The sequence below is a fragment of the Leisingera sp. ABD4_442 genome (genome assembly GCF_056160905.1).
In genome coordinates this window covers 47,532-66,331 of record NZ_JBSWYB010000022.1, presented here as the reverse complement: position 1 = coordinate 66,331, position 18,800 = coordinate 47,532, and the positions used below count along the sequence as shown (strand labels likewise).

Annotated in this window: 17 protein-coding genes and 1 pseudogene; 8 read left to right on the top strand and 10 right to left on the bottom strand. The window is 59.4% G+C overall.

Annotated elements, in window-relative coordinates:
* Positions 1 to 785: 785 nt before the first annotated feature.
* The 8 genes from tnpC to ACXAHG_RS15740 all read right to left on the bottom strand — a co-directional run bounded on the left by tnpC (position 786) and on the right by ACXAHG_RS15740 (position 7,768).
* On the bottom strand, positions 786 to 2,336 hold the full coding sequence (tnpC, locus tag ACXAHG_RS15775) for an IS66 family transposase (protein WP_475058822.1): 1,551 nt from the start codon (positions 2,334 to 2,336) through the stop codon (positions 786 to 788).
* A 54-nt stretch (positions 2,337 to 2,390) separates the two neighbouring features.
* Positions 2,391 to 2,744 carry an IS66 family insertion sequence element accessory protein TnpB gene (tnpB, locus tag ACXAHG_RS15770; protein ID WP_222506893.1) on the bottom strand — a complete coding sequence of 118 codons (354 nt, stop codon included), beginning with the start codon at positions 2,742 to 2,744 and terminating at the stop codon, positions 2,391 to 2,393.
* Positions 2,738 to 3,148 carry an IS66-like element accessory protein TnpA gene (tnpA, locus tag ACXAHG_RS15765; RefSeq protein ID WP_475058820.1) on the bottom strand — a complete coding sequence of 137 codons (411 nt, stop codon included), beginning with the start codon at positions 3,146 to 3,148 and terminating at the stop codon, positions 2,738 to 2,740. The genes tnpB and tnpA overlap by 7 nt, the downstream gene beginning before the upstream one ends.
* Before the next feature lie 323 nt (positions 3,149 to 3,471).
* Complete coding sequence (locus ACXAHG_RS15760; protein ID WP_475058818.1) at positions 3,472 to 4,230, bottom strand: hypothetical protein; 759 nt, start codon at positions 4,228 to 4,230, stop codon at positions 3,472 to 3,474.
* Between the two features lie 162 nt (positions 4,231 to 4,392).
* Positions 4,393 to 5,496 (bottom strand): MBL fold metallo-hydrolase, encoded by a 1,104-nt coding sequence (locus tag ACXAHG_RS15755; RefSeq protein WP_475058815.1) that lies wholly within the window; start codon positions 5,494 to 5,496, stop codon positions 4,393 to 4,395.
* A 47-nt stretch (positions 5,497 to 5,543) separates the two neighbouring features.
* A complete protein-coding gene (locus ACXAHG_RS15750; RefSeq protein WP_475058813.1) occupies positions 5,544 to 6,035 on the bottom strand; it encodes an SRPBCC family protein in 492 nt (163 codons plus the stop codon).
* Entirely contained in the window at positions 6,035 to 6,904 is an 870-nt protein-coding gene (locus ACXAHG_RS15745; protein WP_475058811.1) for an alpha/beta hydrolase, read from the bottom strand. Before ACXAHG_RS15745 ends, ACXAHG_RS15750 begins: the two co-directional genes overlap by 1 nt.
* 15 nt (positions 6,905 to 6,919) lie before the next feature.
* Positions 6,920 to 7,768, bottom strand: a complete 849-nt coding sequence (locus ACXAHG_RS15740; protein ID WP_475058809.1) for an SDR family oxidoreductase — start codon at positions 7,766 to 7,768, stop codon at positions 6,920 to 6,922.
* A gap of 99 nt (positions 7,769 to 7,867) precedes the next feature.
* On the opposite strand from ACXAHG_RS15740, the gene ACXAHG_RS15735 reads away from it, so the two are divergent.
* The 8 genes and pseudogenes from ACXAHG_RS15735 to ACXAHG_RS15700 form a co-directional block, all read left to right on the top strand.
* Positions 7,868 to 8,452 carry a TetR/AcrR family transcriptional regulator gene (locus ACXAHG_RS15735; protein ID WP_475058807.1) on the top strand — a complete coding sequence of 195 codons (585 nt, stop codon included), beginning with the start codon at positions 7,868 to 7,870 and terminating at the stop codon, positions 8,450 to 8,452.
* Positions 8,453 to 8,645: 193 nt separating this feature from the next.
* A complete protein-coding gene (locus ACXAHG_RS15730; protein ID WP_475058805.1) occupies positions 8,646 to 8,795 on the top strand; it encodes a hypothetical protein in 150 nt (49 codons plus the stop codon).
* A gap of 62 nt (positions 8,796 to 8,857) precedes the next feature.
* Positions 8,858 to 9,766, top strand: coding sequence for a LysR substrate-binding domain-containing protein (locus ACXAHG_RS15725; RefSeq protein WP_475058803.1), 909 nt, complete (start codon positions 8,858 to 8,860; stop codon positions 9,764 to 9,766).
* A gap of 86 nt (positions 9,767 to 9,852) precedes the next feature.
* The gene (locus ACXAHG_RS15720) at positions 9,853 to 11,907 is read left to right on the top strand and encodes an ABC transporter substrate-binding protein (RefSeq protein ID WP_475058801.1); all 2,055 of its coding nucleotides are present in this window, start codon (positions 9,853 to 9,855) and stop codon (positions 11,905 to 11,907) included.
* An 89-nt stretch (positions 11,908 to 11,996) separates the two neighbouring features.
* Positions 11,997 to 12,989 carry an ABC transporter permease gene (locus ACXAHG_RS15715; protein ID WP_475058798.1) on the top strand — a complete coding sequence of 331 codons (993 nt, stop codon included), beginning with the start codon at positions 11,997 to 11,999 and terminating at the stop codon, positions 12,987 to 12,989.
* 3 nt (positions 12,990 to 12,992) lie between these two features.
* Positions 12,993 to 14,153 carry an ABC transporter permease gene (locus ACXAHG_RS15710; protein WP_475058796.1) on the top strand — a complete coding sequence of 387 codons (1,161 nt, stop codon included), beginning with the start codon at positions 12,993 to 12,995 and terminating at the stop codon, positions 14,151 to 14,153.
* Between the two features lie 17 nt (positions 14,154 to 14,170).
* Entirely contained in the window at positions 14,171 to 16,171 is a 2,001-nt protein-coding gene (locus tag ACXAHG_RS15705; protein WP_475058793.1) for an ABC transporter ATP-binding protein, read from the top strand.
* Positions 16,172 to 16,555: 384 nt separating this feature from the next.
* Positions 16,556 to 16,669 (top strand): annotated as a pseudogene (locus ACXAHG_RS15700) (IS110 family transposase); the annotation flags it as partial.
* Positions 16,670 to 16,749: 80 nt separating this feature from the next.
* Here ACXAHG_RS15700 and ACXAHG_RS15695 read toward each other — a convergent pair.
* Positions 16,750 to 17,511: a class II aldolase/adducin family protein gene (locus ACXAHG_RS15695; RefSeq protein ID WP_475058791.1), complete on the bottom strand. Its 762-nt coding sequence runs from the start codon at positions 17,509 to 17,511 to the stop codon at positions 16,750 to 16,752.
* Entirely contained in the window at positions 17,508 to 18,764 is a 1,257-nt protein-coding gene (locus ACXAHG_RS15690) for a TauD/TfdA family dioxygenase (protein ID WP_475058788.1), read from the bottom strand. The genes ACXAHG_RS15695 and ACXAHG_RS15690 overlap by 4 nt, the downstream gene beginning before the upstream one ends.
* Positions 18,765 to 18,800 lie beyond the last annotated feature (36 nt).

The window sequence follows — 18,800 nt, the reverse complement described above, 5'->3', positions numbered from 1 at the left end:
GCCACTCGATACGACCGGTGTCCAAAGGTCTTCCTCTCAGCCATAGCTCTCGCCGCTCTTGTCATCTACTGGTTATGAGTCCAGACCCTAGTTCTCTACCATGCTGAGATTGAAAACTATCTAGGTGGTCTTGGGGGGCTGCTCGAAAAGCAGGCTTTTGCGCAAGTCTGTAGCCCATGGTTCGATTTCCCAACTCGTTTGAACGTACTGTATCTTGGCTTGATGTGTCTGGGGCTTGGAGCCATCGCATTTAGGGTCTTCGCCCCAGCCGTGGTAAAGAGCGCTAGTGATAAACAAGACTATGTGACGACTTCTCTTGACAGCGTTTCGGCTCGAAATCTGAGGGCCATGTACGTAACCATAAAGTCTCGACGACCAAGCGCAGCAAAAGCTCTTGTTGAAAGAGCCCCGTGGCTGGACCGCTCAAAAAGTTTAAAAACTGCTTCAGATGGTTTGCGGAAAGATAACGACGGCCAACTGAAGATGGACGTGCTTAGTAGCTACTACAGCGCGCAGGACCGGAATACTTCGCGGTTTTGGGTTTATGTGGTGCTCGTACTGTTCGCGTTCGGGTTTTCTTTGCTAGCATTACCAGGGTTAGCGTTCACCCAGCGGGTTCTGTGTGTGATCTACAGTGGTTGGTTTCCAAATGGTATAATTGCGTCTTTGAATTTCTAACTCTTATCGCCTTCTTGATTGTGAATGACCTCTTTTATAGATCGGAGGGGTTGCTCTCGTAGATACAGCGAATTCACGGTAAGCGGCGCCTGCAGGGCACCGGGCTTTCAGCTTGACGGCGGGAAATTCCAGGGGAGTAGTTCGTCGAGCCGGCTGGCAGGGTGACCTGCAGCGATGGCTTCGAGGGTGGCCTTGAGGTAGGCGAAGGGCTCGACGCCATTGATCTTTGCTGTGGCGATGAGCGAAGCGATGCGGCCCCAGGCGCGGCCGCCTTCATCATGGCCGGCGAAGAGGGCGTTCTTTCTCGTCAGGGCGATAGGGCGGATCAGGTTCTCGACAGCATTGGAGTCGATCTCGACGCGGCCGTCGCGGAGGAAGGTCTGCAGCCCGCCCCACTGACGGTGGATGTAGGCCAGCTTCTCTCCGAGACGCGACTTTGAGGAGATCCGGCGGCGCTGGCTCTGCAGCCATTCTCCGAACCCGGTGACCAGCGGCGCGGTGCGGGTCTGCCGGGAGGACAGCCGCTGGCCGGGACCCATACCGCGGATCTCACCCTCGATGCGGTAGAGCTCCGCAATCCGGCGCAGCCCTTCGGCGGCGATCTCCGAGCCGTCGCGGTCGAAGACCTCCTTCAGCTTCCTGCGCGCATGCGCCCAGCAATGCGCGACCGTGACCGGCGCGCCGCCTTTCCGAGACGGGCGCGTCAGCCGGTTGTAGCCGGAATAGCCGTCCAGCTGCAGGATGCCATCGAAGCCCTGCAGGATCTGTTCCGCGTTCTGCCCGGCGAGGCCCGGGGCATAGGTGAAGACCACGCCGGGCGGGTCATCGCCGCCCCATCCGCGGTCGTCCCGGGCCAGGGCCCAGAGATACCCGGTCTTTGTCCGGCCCCGGCCCGGGTCCAGAACCGGCGCCGTGGTCTCGTCCATGAACAGCTTGCCCGATCCTTTCAGGTGCTCGGCAAGCCGGTCGACTACGGGGCCGAGGTGGAAGGCGGCTGTCCCCACCCAATCGGCGAGCGTGCTGCGGTGCAGGTCGATCCCGGAGCGGGCCAGGATCTGGCTCTGGCGGTATAACGGCAGATGATCCGAGAACTTGCTGACCAGCATATGCGCGATGGTGCCCTCGGTCGGCAGACCGCCCTCGATCAGGTGCGCGGGGGCCGGTGCCTGGGTGACGCCCTCGGCGCAGGCGCGGCAGGCATATTTGGGCCGGACAGTGACGATGACACGGAGCTGCGCGGGAATAATATCCAGCCGCTCGGTGCGATCCTCGCCGATCCGGTGCATCTCGCCGCACCCGCATGGGCAGTCCAGGCTGTCCGGCTCGATCACCTTCTCGATCCGCGGCAGGTCCTTGGGCAGATTGCCCCGGTTGCGGCGGGCTGGCTTGCGCGGCGCCGGACCGGTGGATGTCTGCGTGTTTTGCTGCGTCTCGACCTCGGCCACCGCGGTCTCGAGATCCTCGAAGGCCAGCTGCCGCTCGTCCTCGCTCAGCTTCTCCGACCTTTTGCCATGCACGGTCTGGTTCAGCTCGGCAACGAGGTGCTCCAGGCGTTTGTTGGCTTCCCGAAGCACATCCCGCTCGCGCAGCACTGCCAGAACAGCGTCACGCTGGTCCTCTGGAATGGCAGACAGGTCGATGGGCGGGGTGCTGGACATGTCCGGAGCATACCCTGGTCTGCCTCTCTGGACGCAGGCTTTCGGCTGCCCGAGTCACTCTGCCACAGCCGGGCGGCGCGCCTCTAGGGACCGCACCCGCCGCCAGTCCAGCCCGGCAAACAGCGCCTCGAATTGGGCGCGGTTCAGCGTCATCGCCCCGTCGCGGATGGCAGGCCAAGTGAAGCTGTTTTCCTCCAGCCGCTTGTAAGCCATCACAAGTCCGCTGCCGTCCCAGAACAGGATCTTCATCCTGTCCGCCCGTTTGGCGCGGAACACAAAGACCGTGCCGGTGAAAGGATCTTCGGCCAGCACTGACTGCACCAGCGCCGCAAGACCGTCATGGCCTTTGCGGAAGTCCACCGGCTTTGTCGCCACCAGTATCCGGACGCCCTGCGAGGGCATCAGCATGGCGTGGCTCCGAGCGCATGCACGATCTCGGCGATCCGGATTGCGGGCGTGCCCGGCGCCAGTTCGATCCTGACTTCTCCCGAAACGATCCGGATCACCTCTGCTGAAGCGGCAATGTCCGGCGCCGGCTGTTCCTCCGGAACATCGCAGACCACCAGCGGGGTGAAGACCGGTTCGTCCGGCTCCGCCGCTGGCAATACCAGCTTCCCCTGCTTCGCCAGCCGGCGCCAAGCCGACAGCTGGTTTGGTAAGACTCCATACCGCGCCGCCACGCCATTCACAGTCGCGCCCGGTTCGAGCGTATCCGCCACTGCCTGGGCCTTGGCTTCATCCGGCCACCGCCGGTGACCCGACGCGTAGATCTCGACGCCCAACGATTTGAGAAACGAATTTGTAGCGCACATTGCGAAACGCACTCCCCACTGTGAGTTGTGCAAGATCTCGCAGCACGGGATGGGCGCTACAACGTGGGGCGAAAACGACGGTTACAATTCACGCTCTCCGTCGGCTGCGAGGAGTAGAGAACTAGAATCCGCTAGCTTCTCGCTACCGCGGCGAAAGTCTGGAAAGTCCCCGGCGAAGGCCTTTCTTGAGATGAAATGCTGCGCCCGGTTGCCAATGGCCGCTTTGGCGACCGATGCAATACGATGGTGGGTTACGACGAATGTCCCCTATGGGCCGGATCATACGCAATAAGCGTTGCATCTTCGGAGCAGTCAAAAACACCTCACTGGACAAGCATCGGTTGCAGCATGTCATCGGTGTCAAGGTTGAGTGCGCTGCGCCAGAGTGGGGTCTTAAACACATGACACACCTGCTTGGCGAGGCCGTCTTCGCGGGTTTCGAGTAGCAATCCTGCCCATTCGAGCGGCCGCAGCACGTAAGATGAGAACGCGGCCATCTCTCGCCACCCCGCGGTGTGCCAATCTTGTTGCTCACCGTAGAAGGCTTCGAACAAAGCAGCCTCGGTCGTGCCATGATCGGCCTCCACGTTAATCACATTCATCCAGACGTCCCATTCTCCGATGGGGCGTTCGTCGAAGCGCGCATAGGAAGCGTGATCGATGCGGAACACAAAGTATGGGATCAGCTCAGAAAACAGGCGGCCAGGGGCCTGCGCCAGTTGTGTACCACTCTTGGTCAGCCGAAACTCACCCTTGAAGTAACGACCCAGACGCAAAGAAATCAGCAGGAAATGCAAAACTTCGAGCGGGGGAAATTCATACTCATTGATCACTTTGTTGTAGCGGAACATCTCTTCTGCACTTTTCCCCGGCCAGTCGAAATGCTCGACGGCCCAATGGACGAAGACACGCTTGAAGGCCTTGGTTTTGGTCAAACCGATTGATCCGTGCTCTTGCGCATATTGCAGAGTAAGTAGAGCGCTCCGAAGCAGCGGAGAATGTGCGAGGTCGGGATGGTCATCGACGAGAGTACGAAATTCGATCATGCCAGGATGCTGCCACAGTCCGCGCTGCAGTGCCATGATGTCCGCATAGGGTGAATTTGGTGTTGTCAAAAATTCGCGCCTGCAGCGAATGGCCAGTATGACAGGCCGCGCCGCAGCATGCCGACTTGTTTCTGAAGGGTAGTTGTGGGTCGACCTCGGTTTGTTACCAAGGCGGAGCTGTGCTCTGAACGATGCATGCTACCTGTTGCCATGCGTGTGAACAGCCGCGAGCGTTTCGGAGAACATGGAGATGCTTTCACCGACGCGAAGGATGAGTGCATTTTCTTTTCCAAGCCCCTGTTTCTCCGCTGCAAGTTTGAATCGTTGCGGAGCGTCGAAGGGGTTTTCAGGTGTCAGCATTATTACGCCCCAGTGCATGCCAATTGCCCGGTGGGCACCCACCTTGCGCACAACCTCTATTGCCTCTTCAGGAGTGACGTGGACTGACTTCATGATGTTTCGCGGCTCGTAGGCTCCAATGGCAATTAGCGCCATGTCAAACGGGCCAGCCCGGCGGCCGATTTCTTCAAAGATGGCTCCATTGGCAGTGTCGCCGGAAAACCAGATTTTCCCTTCCGGCGTGGAAATGCCGAAACTGGCCCACAAAGTCTTTCCGCGGTCGCCAATACCCCGGCCCGAGAAATGCACCGCAGGCAGGGTGGTGATCTCAATGCCGTCTGATTGCCAGCTTTGCCACCAGTCATGTTCTGTCACCCTTGTGTAGCCCCGCTTTGTGAAAAACGGCGCCAGGCCAAGGGGCACAATTACCTGCGTCTCCTCCTTGTAGGGGTAGGCCTCAATGGTGGATGCATCCAGGTGATCGTAATGATTGTGGCTGATCAGCAAAACATCGGCCTTGGGCAGTTCGGCACCACTCAGTGGAGCGGGAGCGTATCGCTTGGGCCCAATGCCCACGGGCCCTGCCACGTCACTGAGAAAGGGATCCGTCAGGATGATCTGGCCCCCCAGCCTGATTATGAAGCCTGCGTGCCCGAGCCATGTCACACTGGGATTACCAGCCGCCGCATACTGGCGCTCAAACTCAGCCTTTGGCAGGACGTGGTCTTCCGGCACTTTGGTTTCGCGGGAAGAGAACATTTCTCCAGCTATAAACCCAACCATCTCCCCGAATGTAGCATCCCGGTCAGGGCTTCCTGGCGGGTTGCGGTATCCGCCATCTGGTAAGTGGTGATAGGGCTTGTTCACGGCCACGGCATGGGTGTCCTCTGAATTGGTGAAGGTCCACTTGGCCCCAAAACCAAGGATCAGGCAAATCAACAGGTATCTTAAGCTATTGCGCATTGCGGGATCTTTCTGGGTGAGGCCAAGTGCAAGCTGATAAGCGTGTGCTATTTGCTGCCTGCAACAACCCTGGCACCCAAAGCATCGCCAACTTTGCTGTAGGCACCTTCAATCCAATCTGAATTCCAGAACCACAGCCCGATACCCTGGTCGGTCTCGTGTTGAATAACGCGCGTGCCTCCTTCAACCGGCTGCAGCAGCCATTGATGGTCAAATGTCAAAATGCCGGGGATGCCGCCCTTTTGACGCAACTCACGGGCAGGAGCCAGGGTGGCAACGGTTGCGGTCATCTTCAGAATTTTGCCTGAAGGATCGCGCACCATATTCAGCATTTCGGCACCTTCTCCATAGCTCCCCTGAACCTCCACAAAAACGGGGTTCCAGTCTGGATAGGCCGCAGCATCCGTCAGCACCGCCCAGACTTCTTCCGGCGGTGCCGCGATGATGGTTTCCACATGAAAAGTCTTGCGGGTGAAGGCACCTGCCACCGCAATGATGGCCAGAAGAGGCACTCCCCATTTCAGAATGGTCCACAGCATCACATGAACCTGCCGAACCAGCCCATCAGATCCGCGGGATGGGATCCGACATAGTCATAGGCAGCAAAACGGCTGTTCTCGAGATCAAGCAGCTTCAGCTCCTTCTCGGCAGTAAGCGCGTCAAAATAGTCTTTGACCATACCCATCCGGGTCCAGGGATCATTGGTGTTCTGCACGACCAAGGTGGGGACAGTGATCTTGGGCGCGTCATTGATGAAATTGGGCTGGGCCAAGTCAAACCCCAGCCGCTTTTCGCTGATTTTTTCGCCTGCACGCACCAAGAAGCCAGGCATGCCAAGGGCTTCCATGAAGCAGGTGTAAAGCAGCGGCTGGACGGCAATCATCGCTTTGACGTTTGTCCGCTGCGCCAGCCCGTTCTCCCGGCCATAGGCATAGGTGGTCGAGGCTGCGCCCATGCAGATGCTCAACAGCCCTACCGAAGCCTCGGGAAAACGCTCGATCACAAAATCCACTGCCGCAATCACGTCCTTGGCTTCTTCCGGCCCCCAACTGACCCAGGGGATCGGACCCAGATCGCTTTCGCCATGGCCGCGCATGTCATACATCAGCACTGAATATCCCTGATCCGCCAGAAACTTGGCCTGCCGCAGGAACTGGATGTCTTTCTTCCAGGGCGTGATCGGTCCATGCCCCTTGGGCGTCCAGCCCCCCCGGTTGCACTGCACCCCGAAATGGGTCTGAACAATTACCTTGCCGCTGCCGCCCTTGATCAGCCATCCTCTCAAGGTCACGCCATCCTCGGTTTTGAATGCGACATCTTCATAGTCGAGACCGTGATTTTCCGGCGTGTCGAATAGGGGCGACTGGCCCGGTTTGACCATCATGTTCGAGATCATGTTTCCAAACATTGGTTCGCTTCCTTGTCAGGTGTTTCGTTCCGCAGGCACAAGCATTGCGCTCAGCTGGTCCAAGAAAGCCTGGCGGTTCTGCTGCCCCATCATGCCCGTAAGCATCTCGGCATCGGAGCCGCTGGGCGTATGGATCGGCCGGTCCCCCGCAACGCAAGCCAGGACATGATCCGCGACTTCCTGCGGGTCGGCCAGCGCACCGCCCTCGCTGGCCATGCGTTTGCCCACCATGCCGATCTGTTCGCGCAGCTGGTGTGAAAAGGCGACGAGCTGCGCGTTCCCATTGTCCAAACGTTTGTCCACCGCTTCATCGAACCCGGTGGTTGGATAAGCCCCTGGAGCAACGTCATAGATCCGCACACCAAATGGCGCATATTCCAGCGCCATGGCCTCAGTCAGGCCGGCCAAGGCGTGTTTGCTGGAGGCATAGACTGCGCTCCCGGGGAGTCCCAGATGGCCTGCCATCGAGGTCACGTTGACAATGGCCCCTTTCCCGGCCGCACGCATTTCCGGCAATGCTTGGCGCATCACATTCATCGGGCCGAAGACGTTGGTGGCATACATCGCCTCAATATCTTCAGGGCTGAACTGTTCAAACAGACCGGAGCCGCCGTAACCTGCGTTGTTCACCACCGCGTCCAGGCTGCCAAAGGTTTCATATGCCGTAGCAAATGCGGCGGCGATGCTTTCCGGGTCGGTAACGTCCAGCCGCGTCAGCAGCATGCGCGGACCGCCTGACAGGCCGCTCTCTGCGCTGGGATTGCGCATGGTGGCCGCCACGTTCCACCCCGCATCATGGAATGTATGTGCGATCAGTTTTCCGAAGCCGCTGGAACAGCCGGTGATGAGAACTGTCTGGGGCATGCGCCTCTCCTGACTTTACAATTGTACTACTATTGTATGTCTGTATTTTACACTGCAGCCCATCTTGTCAAGTGACGGAGGCCGATTTAAGTGACTGTCATGACCGATATGCAGCCCAAGCCCCTGACGGATACTGAAGAAAAAATCGTCGCCGCCGCGATTGGCTGCTTTGTGCGGTTCGGCGCGCGCAAGACATCTATGAATGACATTGCGGCTGAAGCGGGCGTGTCGCGGCAGACGCTTTACGATCTATTCGGGGGCAAAGATGAGCTGATCCGCGCCTCGATCCGCACAATCACTGACCGGAACCTGACAATGGTCCGAACGCGCTTGGCTGAATGCACCACCCTGTCAGAAGAACTCGATGTCTATTTCGCAGAAACCGTGATCAAGAGTTTTGAGATGCTGCAGACAGCAGGCGATGCAGAGGATCTGATCACCGGTCACAATGAAGCTGGCAAAGATGAAATCGCCCGCTCGCATCACCGGCACGAGTTGCTCATCAAGGAACTCCTCGAACCCTACGCTGAAGCGTTTGAGGCAAAGGGGCTTTCGGTTCCCCAGCAGGCGCATTTTTTCGTCACTGTCGTGATGGGCTTGAAATATGGGGCGCGGAACCGGGAAGACCTGGACAATCTGCTTGCCGCTTTGAAAGCGAACTTGCTTTCGGGAAGCGAAGTGTAGAGGCCAGCTAAAGTTGGAAGATTGGCTGATGGAGCTCTACGAGAGATTATGCAAGGTCGGCGTGCCCGCACAAAACGTTCACAGTTCCGAACGAGGCAATTCAAGCGGCAAACGGTCAGTTTTCTGACTGTAGTGCTTGAGCGGTCCTGAATCGCTGCACCTGATTGCGAATGACTGCTCTGGGGAAGCTGCAATGCAGAAAGCTAAGAAGTCTTGGGCAGCAGCTTTGGGCCGCGAACTGCGGCTTGGCTACAAGCTGGAATTCATGGCGCTTACCATCAAATTTAACTTCAGCCCCATCAAAAAGGATGAGAACTTAGAGCGGGCGAAACACCACGGATAAAGGTTGCGAATGAAAATTTGCGTGCGTAGCAAGATGCATTCCTGAGACTGGTGGAAGCGGGCATGAAGGGAAAAATTAGCCTTAAGCAACTGCAGGCTATCGAGGCGGTGGCCAGGCTTGGCAGCTTCACGCTTGCTGCCAGCGAGCTTGGCGTGTCGCAGCCGACGGTATCCAATCTCGTCTATTCGCTGGAGCAGCAATACCGTTGCCGCCTGCTTGACCGATCGGGAAGCACAATTACCCCAACATCGGCTCTCGACAAGGTGAGAGGGGATATCAAAGCGCTGATTGCTCTAAGAGATTCAATCGACAATCAGCTGCTATCAGGACGTGATCTGCATTCGGGCAAGTTTCAGATCGGCTATACGACCTATCAGATCGCGATGCCGCCGATTGCAGAGTTTGTTCGGGCGTACCCGGGAGTGGCGGTGACCGCGCGTGCGTTAGCTTCACACGACCTGTTGCCGCTGCTCTATGCAGGCGAGTTTGATGTGGGGTTTGTCACTGCAAAAGAGCTTCCCCCAGATCTAGACGGCGTGAAGATGGCGGAGACGCAGATCGGTCTGGTCGTGCCGGAGGCCCACCCGTTGGCTTTGACTGGGACCGCGACTTGGGACGAAGCTGCAGAGCTAAAACTGATTCAGCGAGAGCCGTCTTCTTCGACCCGTCAGATATTCGATGCAGCGGCCCGGCTTGCGCAAGTCAACCTGTCAACGGTTCTTGGCCTTGGATCCTGGGGGTCTATCCGGACACTTGTAAAATCCGGTGCCGGTGTTGGTGTCGCCTTCGCCCAGGAATGCCAAGGCGAGGCTGGTGTCAAATTTGTTCCGATACAGGACAACAACCTGACCGCCTACCATTTTCTCGCGTGCCTTCCGGCCATGCGGAACACATCAGCAGTGGACCGTTTCTTTCGGATCGCCATAGAGTTGCGCGATTGTGAAGCTATTTTGTCATCTGCTTCTTTATAGCTTTTTTCTATTCTGCCAGATTTATCATAAATTTGTTAACATGAAGCCTTAGCCATCCCGGCATCACACAAAACGCTGGGATGGCTATGAAACTCCGTACCTCTCTTCTCTCCTTCACCGCCTTGGCTGCGCTAGGCACCCCTGTCATGGCCGCTTGCCCGGCCGCAACCGTTGCTGATCCGATGGGCTTGAAGCCCGCGTTCCCGCAGCAACTGGAACTGATGGAACTGCAATCGGCTGCATCCTGCGAGCTGGCGTTCGCACAGAACCCGGCGATTGCCGATCTGAACGCCCGCATCCAAGGCAACGGCGAACTGGCCGCCGTGGCCAAGCGCCTGCCGGCCGAGCCGCTGGTGGTGATGCCTTATGACACCGTCGGCCAGTATGGCGGCGCCATCACTGGCCTATCCAAGGGCACCGAATCCGGGACCTCGGACCTGCTGTCGGTGCGCCACGTGAATTTTGTCCGCTATGCCGATGACCTGCAGACCGTGGTGCCGAACATCGCCAAGGGCTGGGAATGGAATGCGGATTACACCCAGCTGACCATCTCGCTGCGCGAGGGCCACAAGTGGTCGGACGGCGAAGCCTTCACCGCCGAGGACGTGGTGTTCTGGATGGAAGACATCATCTATAACGCTGACGTCTATGACAAAACTCCAGACCGCTGGCTGTTTGCCGGTGAGAAGGCGGCCGTTGAAGCGCTGGATGCCACCACCGTCAAGTTCACCTTCCCGGTGCCGACTCCGGGCATTCTGAACCGCTTTGCCGTGGACTACGGCCAGCCGTTCCAGCCCAAGCATTTCCTGGGCCAGTTTATGCCCAGGCACAACGCGAATGCCGAAGCGCTGGCACAGGAATACGGCTTTGAAAACGCCGCGGCGGCTGTTGATTTCTACTATGGCGGCTCGGACTGGAAAGACGTGCCCAGCCCGCTGCTGAAAGACGCAGAAAAGGCCGCCCAGATCGGCCGCGCGGTGGTGCCGACGCTGGAAAGCTACATCGTGGTCGAGGAAACCGCCGAAGGCCGCAAGCTGGTAGCGAACCCTTATTTCCACCAGGTCGACACTGCCGGCAACCAGCTTCCTTACATCAACGAGATCGTTGAAACCTATGTGGGCGACAAAGAGGTTCAGAACCTCAAGATCATGAACGGCGAAGTGGTCTGGAAACAGCAGGCCGTGTTCCTGGAAGACTTCCCGCTGCTGAAGGAGAACGAAGGCAAGGGCGGCTACACCATTAACTTCGCCCCGACATTTGGCGAAAACGTCTTTTACTCCTTCAACCGCACCCACCAGGACGAAGCTCTGCGCAAAATTTTCAGCGACGTGCGTTTCAACCGCGCGATGTCGCTGGCGATGAACCGCGATGAGATCAACGAAATCGTCTACCTGGGCCAGGGCAAGCCTATGCAGGGCGTGCCGGCCGAGCCGAAGACCGTGTCCTTTGTCTCGGACGACGTGCTGAACCGCGATATCGGTTACGATCCGGAAGCGGCCAAGGCGCTGCTGGCCGAAATGGGTTTGAAGGACGCCGATGGCGACGGCACCCTGGAGCGCCCGGACGGCAAGCCGCTGGTTGTGCGTCTGGTCTACTCCTCGCAAGGCGCGCCGGTGAAGATGCAGGAACTGGTCCGCGACTACTGGTCTGCCGTGGGTGTGCGGGTTGACCTGAAAGAGGTGACCTCGGACGAATACCGCGCGTCGGGCAACAACAATGACCTGGACCTGACCGTGTGGAAATACGACGGCAACGCCGGCCCCACCATCAGTCAGGACGTGACCGTGTTTGTTCCGCCCTTTGGCGACTTCTTCAACCCAGGCACTGGATTCGGCTGGGCCGCGTGGAAGACCAGCGGCGGGTCCGAAGGCATCGAGCCGCCGGCCGACATCAAGAAACTGTGGGACCTGTCTGAGCAGTTTATTCAGGTGGAAATGGGCACAGATGCCAGCAACAAACTGGGCAGCGAGATCGTCAAGATCCACACCGACAACATGCTGAAAATCGGCACCGTTGGCGACATCGTGGCCCCGTTCCTGCACCGCAACGACCTGCAGAACGTGAAGCCGATCAAGTCCAAGACCTACGACTTCTACTGGACCTATCCCTACCGCCCTGCCCAGTGGTGGCTGCAGCAGTAATCCAGGCCCCGGCCTGAACAAGACACCGGGGCGCAGCCCGCCTGCGCTCCGGTTTTGGCCCTTTGGGGACGGATAGGGGAGATGCCGTTTTGCTGAGATTCACACTGGAACGATTTGCCGGGATGGTCATCACCATGCTCATGGTATCGGTGATGGTCTTCCTGATCATGGAAATCCCGCCCGGGGACTATGCGGACCGTTATGCGTTCCGCAAGTACTCCGGCACCGGGGTGAATGTCACCGAAGCGGATATTGAGGCAATCCGGCGCGACCTGGGTTTAGATAAGCCGATGCTGCTGCGCTATCTCGACTGGATCGGCGGCATCGTCCTGCGCGGCGACTTTGGCCAGGCGTTTGCCTTTGAGACCTCGGTCACCAAAGTGATCGGCGACAAGGTGTGGCTGACCGCGGGCATTCTGTTCTCGACCCTGCTGCTGACCTATCTGGTGTCGATCCCCGTCGGCATTTATGCCGCGGTGCGTCGTGGCTCGGCGGTGGATTACGGCCTCACGGTGTTTTCCTACCTCGGGCTGGCGCTGCCGAACTTCCTGCTGGCGCTGGTGATGCTTTACTTTGCCAACCGCTGGTTCGGGGCGGACATCGGCGGGCTGTTTTCGGACCAGTACCGCGATGCGCCCTGGTCGCCGGCCAAGGCCTGGGACATGGCAAAGCACCTGTGGCTGCCCGCAGTGGTGCTGGCCTGGTCGGCGGTGGCCTATCAGATCCAGACGGTGCGGGCGACGATGTCGGATGAGCTGAACAAGCTGTCCGTGACCGCGGCGCGGGCCCGCGGGGTGCCGGAGGCGAAACTGCTGATCAAATACCCGGCCCGGCTGGCGATCAACCCGGTGGTGTCCACCATCGGCTTTGACGTGAACCGGATCTTCTCGGAACTGCCGATTGTGGCGGTGGTGCTGGGGCTGACCGAGCTGGGGGAATTGCTGCTGAAAGCGTACCTCGATCTCGACATGAACGTGGCGGGCGCGATCCTGCTGCTGCTGACCTTTGCCATCGTGTTTATGAACTTTGTCTCCGACCTGCTGCTGGCGTGGCTGGATCCGCGTATCAAACTGGGGGTGTGATCCATGAGTGACGCAAGCAATCCGATGGGCGGGCAAACCGCGGCAGACGCCAAGGCGCGGGCCGCAGAGCTGAAGTATTACTCGGCGTCGCAGTGGACGCTGATCTGGTGGCGCTTCCGCCGCCACCGGGCGGCGATGGTGGCGCTGGCGCTGCTGGGAATAATGGCGCTGGCGGGGATCTTTGCCGAGTTTGTTGCGCCCTATGGTCCGGTGACGCGGGACACGCAGTATATTGAAGGCGCGCCGCAGGTGCCGAAGTTCTGTGATGCGGGCGGCTGTTCATTTGCGCCCTTCGTCAACGGCACCAAGACCAAGCGCGATCCGGTCACGCTGCGCTCCATATCGGTGCCGGACCCGGAAGTGCGCCACTATCTGCAGTTCTTTGTAAAGGGCGAGACGGTCAAGCTGCTGGGATTCATTCCGACCGACCGCCATCTGGTGGGGTTGAGCCCGGACACAGACCAGAAACTCCATTTCTGGGGCACCGACGACCTGGGCCGCGACGTGTTCAGCCGCACCATCTATGCCACCCGCACCTCGCTGTCGATCGGGGTGCTGGGGGTGCTGATCTCCTTTGTGCTGGCCTTGGTGATCGGCGGCGTGGCCGGATACTTCGGCGGTCTGATCGACAATGTGATCCAGCGGGTGACCGAGGTGATTCGGGTGGTGCCGATCATTCCTTTATATATGGGACTTGCCGCGGCGATGCCGAAGGAGTGGTCGACCACGCAGGTCTATTTCGCGATGACGCTGATCCTGGGGCTGTTCGGCTGGCCGACGCTGGCGCGGCGCATCCGCTCGCAGCTGCTGTCGATCCGCAATGAGGATTACGTGGTGGCGGCGCGGCTGGCAGGTGCCCGGCCGGGGCGGGTGATTGCCCAGCACATGCTGCCCAGTTTCACCAGCTTCATCATCGTCGATCTCGTGATTTCCTTCCCTTACATGATCCTGTCGGAAACCGCGCTGAGCTTTGTCGGCCTGGGCCTGCGGCCGCCGTCGGTGTCCTGGGGCGTGCTCTTGCAGCAGGCGCAGTCGGTGCGGGCGATTGAGCAAACGCCCTGGCTGTTCATCCCTGCAGTGTTCGTTGTGGTGGCGGTGCTGGCCTTCACGGTTGTCGGCGACGGGTTGCGCGACTCGGCTGATCCCTACAGCGCAAACCATTGACCGGAGAGGACGGAACCATGCTGAAAATCGAAAACCTCTCGGTCTCCTTCCGCTCGGATGAAGGGCTGGTGACGCCGGTCAAGAATGTAAGTTTTGCGGTGGAGCGGGGCAAGACGCTGGGGCTGGTCGGGGAATCCGGATCCGGAAAGTCGGTGTCGACCAAGGCGCTGATGCAGCTGCTGCCCGGCACCTCCAGCCTGGGGGCTGGCAGCAGGATGCATTTCACCAGCAAATCGGGGGAGCTGATCGAGATCGAGAAGCTGCATCGCAACAGCCGCGAGATGCGCCACATCCGGGGCGGCGAGATCGGCATGATCTTTCAGGAGCCGATGGCCAGCTTCTCGCCGGTCTATACCATCGGCAATCAGGTGACGGAGGCGATCCGGCGCCACCGCGATATGAATAAGAAGGAAGCCTGCGAATACGCCATCGAAATGCTGGACAGAGTGGGCATCGTGAACCCGTCGGCACGGATCGACCAGTATCCGCACGAGATGTCGGGCGGCATGCGGCAGCGGGCGATGATTGCGCTGGCCCTGTCGGCCGGGCCGTCGCTGCTGATTGCAGATGAGCCGACAACCGCGCTGGACGTCACCATCCAGGCGCAGGTGCTGGAACTGATGAAGGACCTGCAGCGCGAGATGAACATGGGGATGATCTTTATCACCCATGACTTGGGCGTGATCGCACAGATCGCCGATGAAGTGGCGGTGATGTACAAGGGCGAGATTGTCGAGCGCGGCGATGTGCGCGAGGTGATCCGCAATCCGCAGCAGGCCTATACCCAGCGGCTGCTGGACGCGATCCCGCGGCTGGACACGGTGATGCCGCCGGCCCTTCTGGCAAAGCCTGGAGAGGACAGCCGGCTGATCGACGTGCAGGACCTGCGCGTCGCGTTTCCGATCAAGAAGAAAAAACTGTTCCGCACCGAAACCGAGATGCTGCCGGTGGTGAAGGGCGTCAGCTTTTCGATCCGCAAGGGCGAGACTGTCGGGCTGGTTGGCGAGTCCGGCTCGGGCAAGACCACCGTGGGCCGCGCCATGCTGCGCGCCATCGACCCGACCGGCGGCGAAGTGATCTTTCACACGGCCAAGGGCGATGTGGATCTGGCCCATGCCTCCGAAGGCGAGCTGCGCCAGGTGCGGCAGAAGCTGGGGATGACCTTCAAGGAAGGCGGCGGCGGGGGCGTAGCTGTTCATGATCTGGCAGGCGAGGCGCTGCGCGCGTTCCGGCCGCGGATGAGCCTGGTGTTCCAGGATCCGTATTCTTCGCTCAACCCGCGTATGACGGTGCGCGATATCATTGCCGAACCGCTGGTGGCCGGCGGGCTGATGAAGAACCGCGAAGAGATCGACGCACGGGTGCGGGAGATCGCCGCCCGCTGCAAGCTGGACCTGGAGCATCTGCGGCGCTTCCCGCATGCGTTTTCCGGCGGTCAGCGGCAGCGGATCTGCATTGCCCGGGCGCTGGTTTCGAACCCTGAGTTCGTGGTTTGCGACGAAAGCGTGTCGGCGCTGGATGTGTCGACCCAGGCGGAGATCGTCGATCTGCTGCGCGAGCTGCAGGAGGAAACCGGTGCCTCCTTCCTGTTCATCGCCCATGACCTGGCGGTGGTCGCACAGATTTCCCACAGTATTGCGGTGCTCTACCGCGGGCAATTTGTCGAATACGCGCCGACGGCCAAGCTGTTTGCTTCGCCGCAGCACCCATATACCAAGGCGCTGCTGAGCGCGATCCCGCACCCCGACCCGGATGCCGTCTTTGCGCCGGTCAAGTTTGACGACGCTTCGCTGCATCCAGTGGTCGAGCCGCACGGCGACCAGTTCCGGATTGTTGCGGAAGCCTCCAGTGGCGTTCCTGATGGGGCTGAGGCGCGTTTCCGGGACATTGGCGGCGGCCATTTCGTATCTTGCTATCTGGCTTCTGAAATGCGCCGCGAAGAGGAAATGAACAGTGGGTCCAAGGCCAGCGCTTACCGTGAAGACATTGCGAAGGTGCAATACGAGCTGAGTAACTAAGCTGATTTCTCAGGCGTTTTAGAGGCGCCCTTGCAAGGCGGGGCAATGGTCTTCACTGTCAGCTTTGCAGTTCCGCCTCCGGCGCATAGCCGCGGCTGGAAATACATTCGCTGCTAGCGCCGGGTGGCCCGGATTCGCGTCGAACTTCGCCCACTTAATGCTGCGTAGTTCATTAATGGCCGCTTTGGAGAAGTACGCCGCGGCTAGAAAAGTGGCAATGAATGTCTAGTATGGGCCGGTCAGGTTCCGAAGGGCACCCATAGTTCGCAACTTTGCAGCGGCAGTTTTCTGCAGCAAAGCAGATGGGGTGGATGGCTCCCGCTTCCGGCGGCGCAATGCGCCATTGTGCAGGTGTCAGTATCTGCGTTTGAGAGGAGCCACCCCATGCAAGTTAGCACTGTTGACCTTGACATGGCCAAGTCCATTTTCCACGTCCATGGCGTTAGTGAAGACGGGCAAGTTGCGTTCAATAGACCTTTGCAGCGAGCCCAGGTTCTGGATGCTGCACGGTGTACGAATGACAACTATGACCCTGGTTAGCCGGACATATGCGGTCTCCAGCCGCACATGCCAACGCCTCAGTCGGCATAGCCGGGCATTTGTCGTTCGACCATGCGCATCCAGCCACCCCATTCGATGGAACCGTCATAGTGGTATTCTTCGGCATCTATCATCTGGTCTGCGATCATGGCCGCCTCATCGGCCGGGATCTCATGCAGGTCGGTGCCCGTTGACATGGCCGTCACCTGCAAGTCACAGGCCTGCGCCAGATAGAATGTTAGGAAAAACGCCTCAGCCGGAGTGGTGCCCAGTGTGTAGAACCCGTGATTGTAGGTAAGCGAGACCTTTTTGCCCCGGAACATGTCCCTGAACTTATCGCGGAAGGTTTCGTCCTCGAAGAAGACATAGGGCCAGTAAGCAAGCTGTGGCAGGATGAACAAGGCGGGTTGGCTGAGTGGACGCAGGCCGCATTTCTGCGTTGCGACCACGGCAGTTGATTTCGCATGGGCATGGATCAGGCAGTTGATCTCGGGCCGGTCTTCGAAAATTGGCACGGCTAGATTCAGAAAGCCTCCGTTCAGGCCACCGATCACACCGAGTTCGGCCTGTTCGCCGGTATGTATGTCCACCCCGTCATGATCGACCCGGATCAGGCTGCTGGCTGTGACCTCCTCCAGAAAGTCGCCAAGACGGTGGGTGATGATGTGATCGGGGTTTTCCGAGCTGCGCAGGATCACCGCCTGATTGGCCGCATCCTGCATCCGGTGCAGGGCGATCAACCGGCAGAGCGCGGCGACATCCTTGCGATCCTGCCATTCGGCATCAGAATATTTAGTCATTGGGCGGCCTTTGCTTGTAATTTGGTTTGTGCGCGGATGATGGCGCGGCGGCGGGACATCCAGGCGTCCTTTAACAGGTAACACCCCTGTAGATGACGCATCCGTCCGACAACGGGATCGAAGCCTAGTCGAGAATGCAGAATTCGGCGATTGTCGAACAGAATGGCCAGACCCGGGCGGAAGGGAATGATCATCCGATAACGAGTATCGTTGAGCGCGGCGACGAAGCGGCGAAAGGCACGGTAGGCGGGTTCTATCATGTCGAAATCGCAGATCAGAGGCGCCCGCATGAAGGGCGCGCTGCGCACCTCCCGTACCTCACCGGCATTGTTTTGTACGAAGACGGGTGTGGCGTGCCGCACGTCAACCGCGCCACCCGCCCGGTTGAAATACTCCCAATCCACCTCACAGAGCAGGTCGAAATCTTCGGGATGGTCGCGGCGCATGTCACGGGCAATGGCCAGCCCGTCGATCATGACACTTTCCCCGCCCGCGGGGGGCGTGTTCAGACAATGCAGGATCTGCAGCCCCGGAGGTGCCTCCATGTTGGGAAAGTCCGAATGGGCGGGCAAGGGCAGCGCCGTATAGGCTGTACTGGCGGCATCCTCGACCACTTTGACATCAAACACACGGCCCCAATGGCTGCTGTGTAACGGGCCGATACGAGCCCCGACCTCGGCCACGGTTCCGGGGGCAGTGGCAAGGTCGCTCACCACACAAAGCCCGGTGCGTGCCACCGCTTCAAGCGCGTCCAAGACCGCCGTGTCATCATCCATGAAGGCCACGCCTGTGACGTTGGGCAGAGGGAAATTCGGGGTTTCCCAGATCTCTGGCTCCGGGTCGAACACGGGCCGGGCGCCGTTGGAATAGTCATGCGCCCGCAGCCAGCCGGGGTGGTACTGGCTGACATGGCCATCAGGATGCCATGCTACCTCAAGCGCACCGTTCGGGGAAACGGCGACTCGGGCAATCGCCAGATCGTCTGGCAGGTTGTCCAGCTCGAAAAGCTGTTCATGACTGACCGGATCGGTGCTTGACGGGTCGGCGCAATTATCGCGCAGCCAAATACCGTGATAGCGGCTTTTGACACCATCCTGCCAAGTGACAACGGCCATACCGTCTTGCAGCTTGGCCGAGATCAGCGGAACGTCGGTCAGCCAAAAATGATCATCCGGCGTCGGAGGCAAGTTGGGGACTGGCATCGTCGAAACCTCTTTTCCGTTATTTGGACAGGGGCAGGTTACGCACTGCATCAGGTTTTGCAATTTTGAAGATTATTGCTACATGAT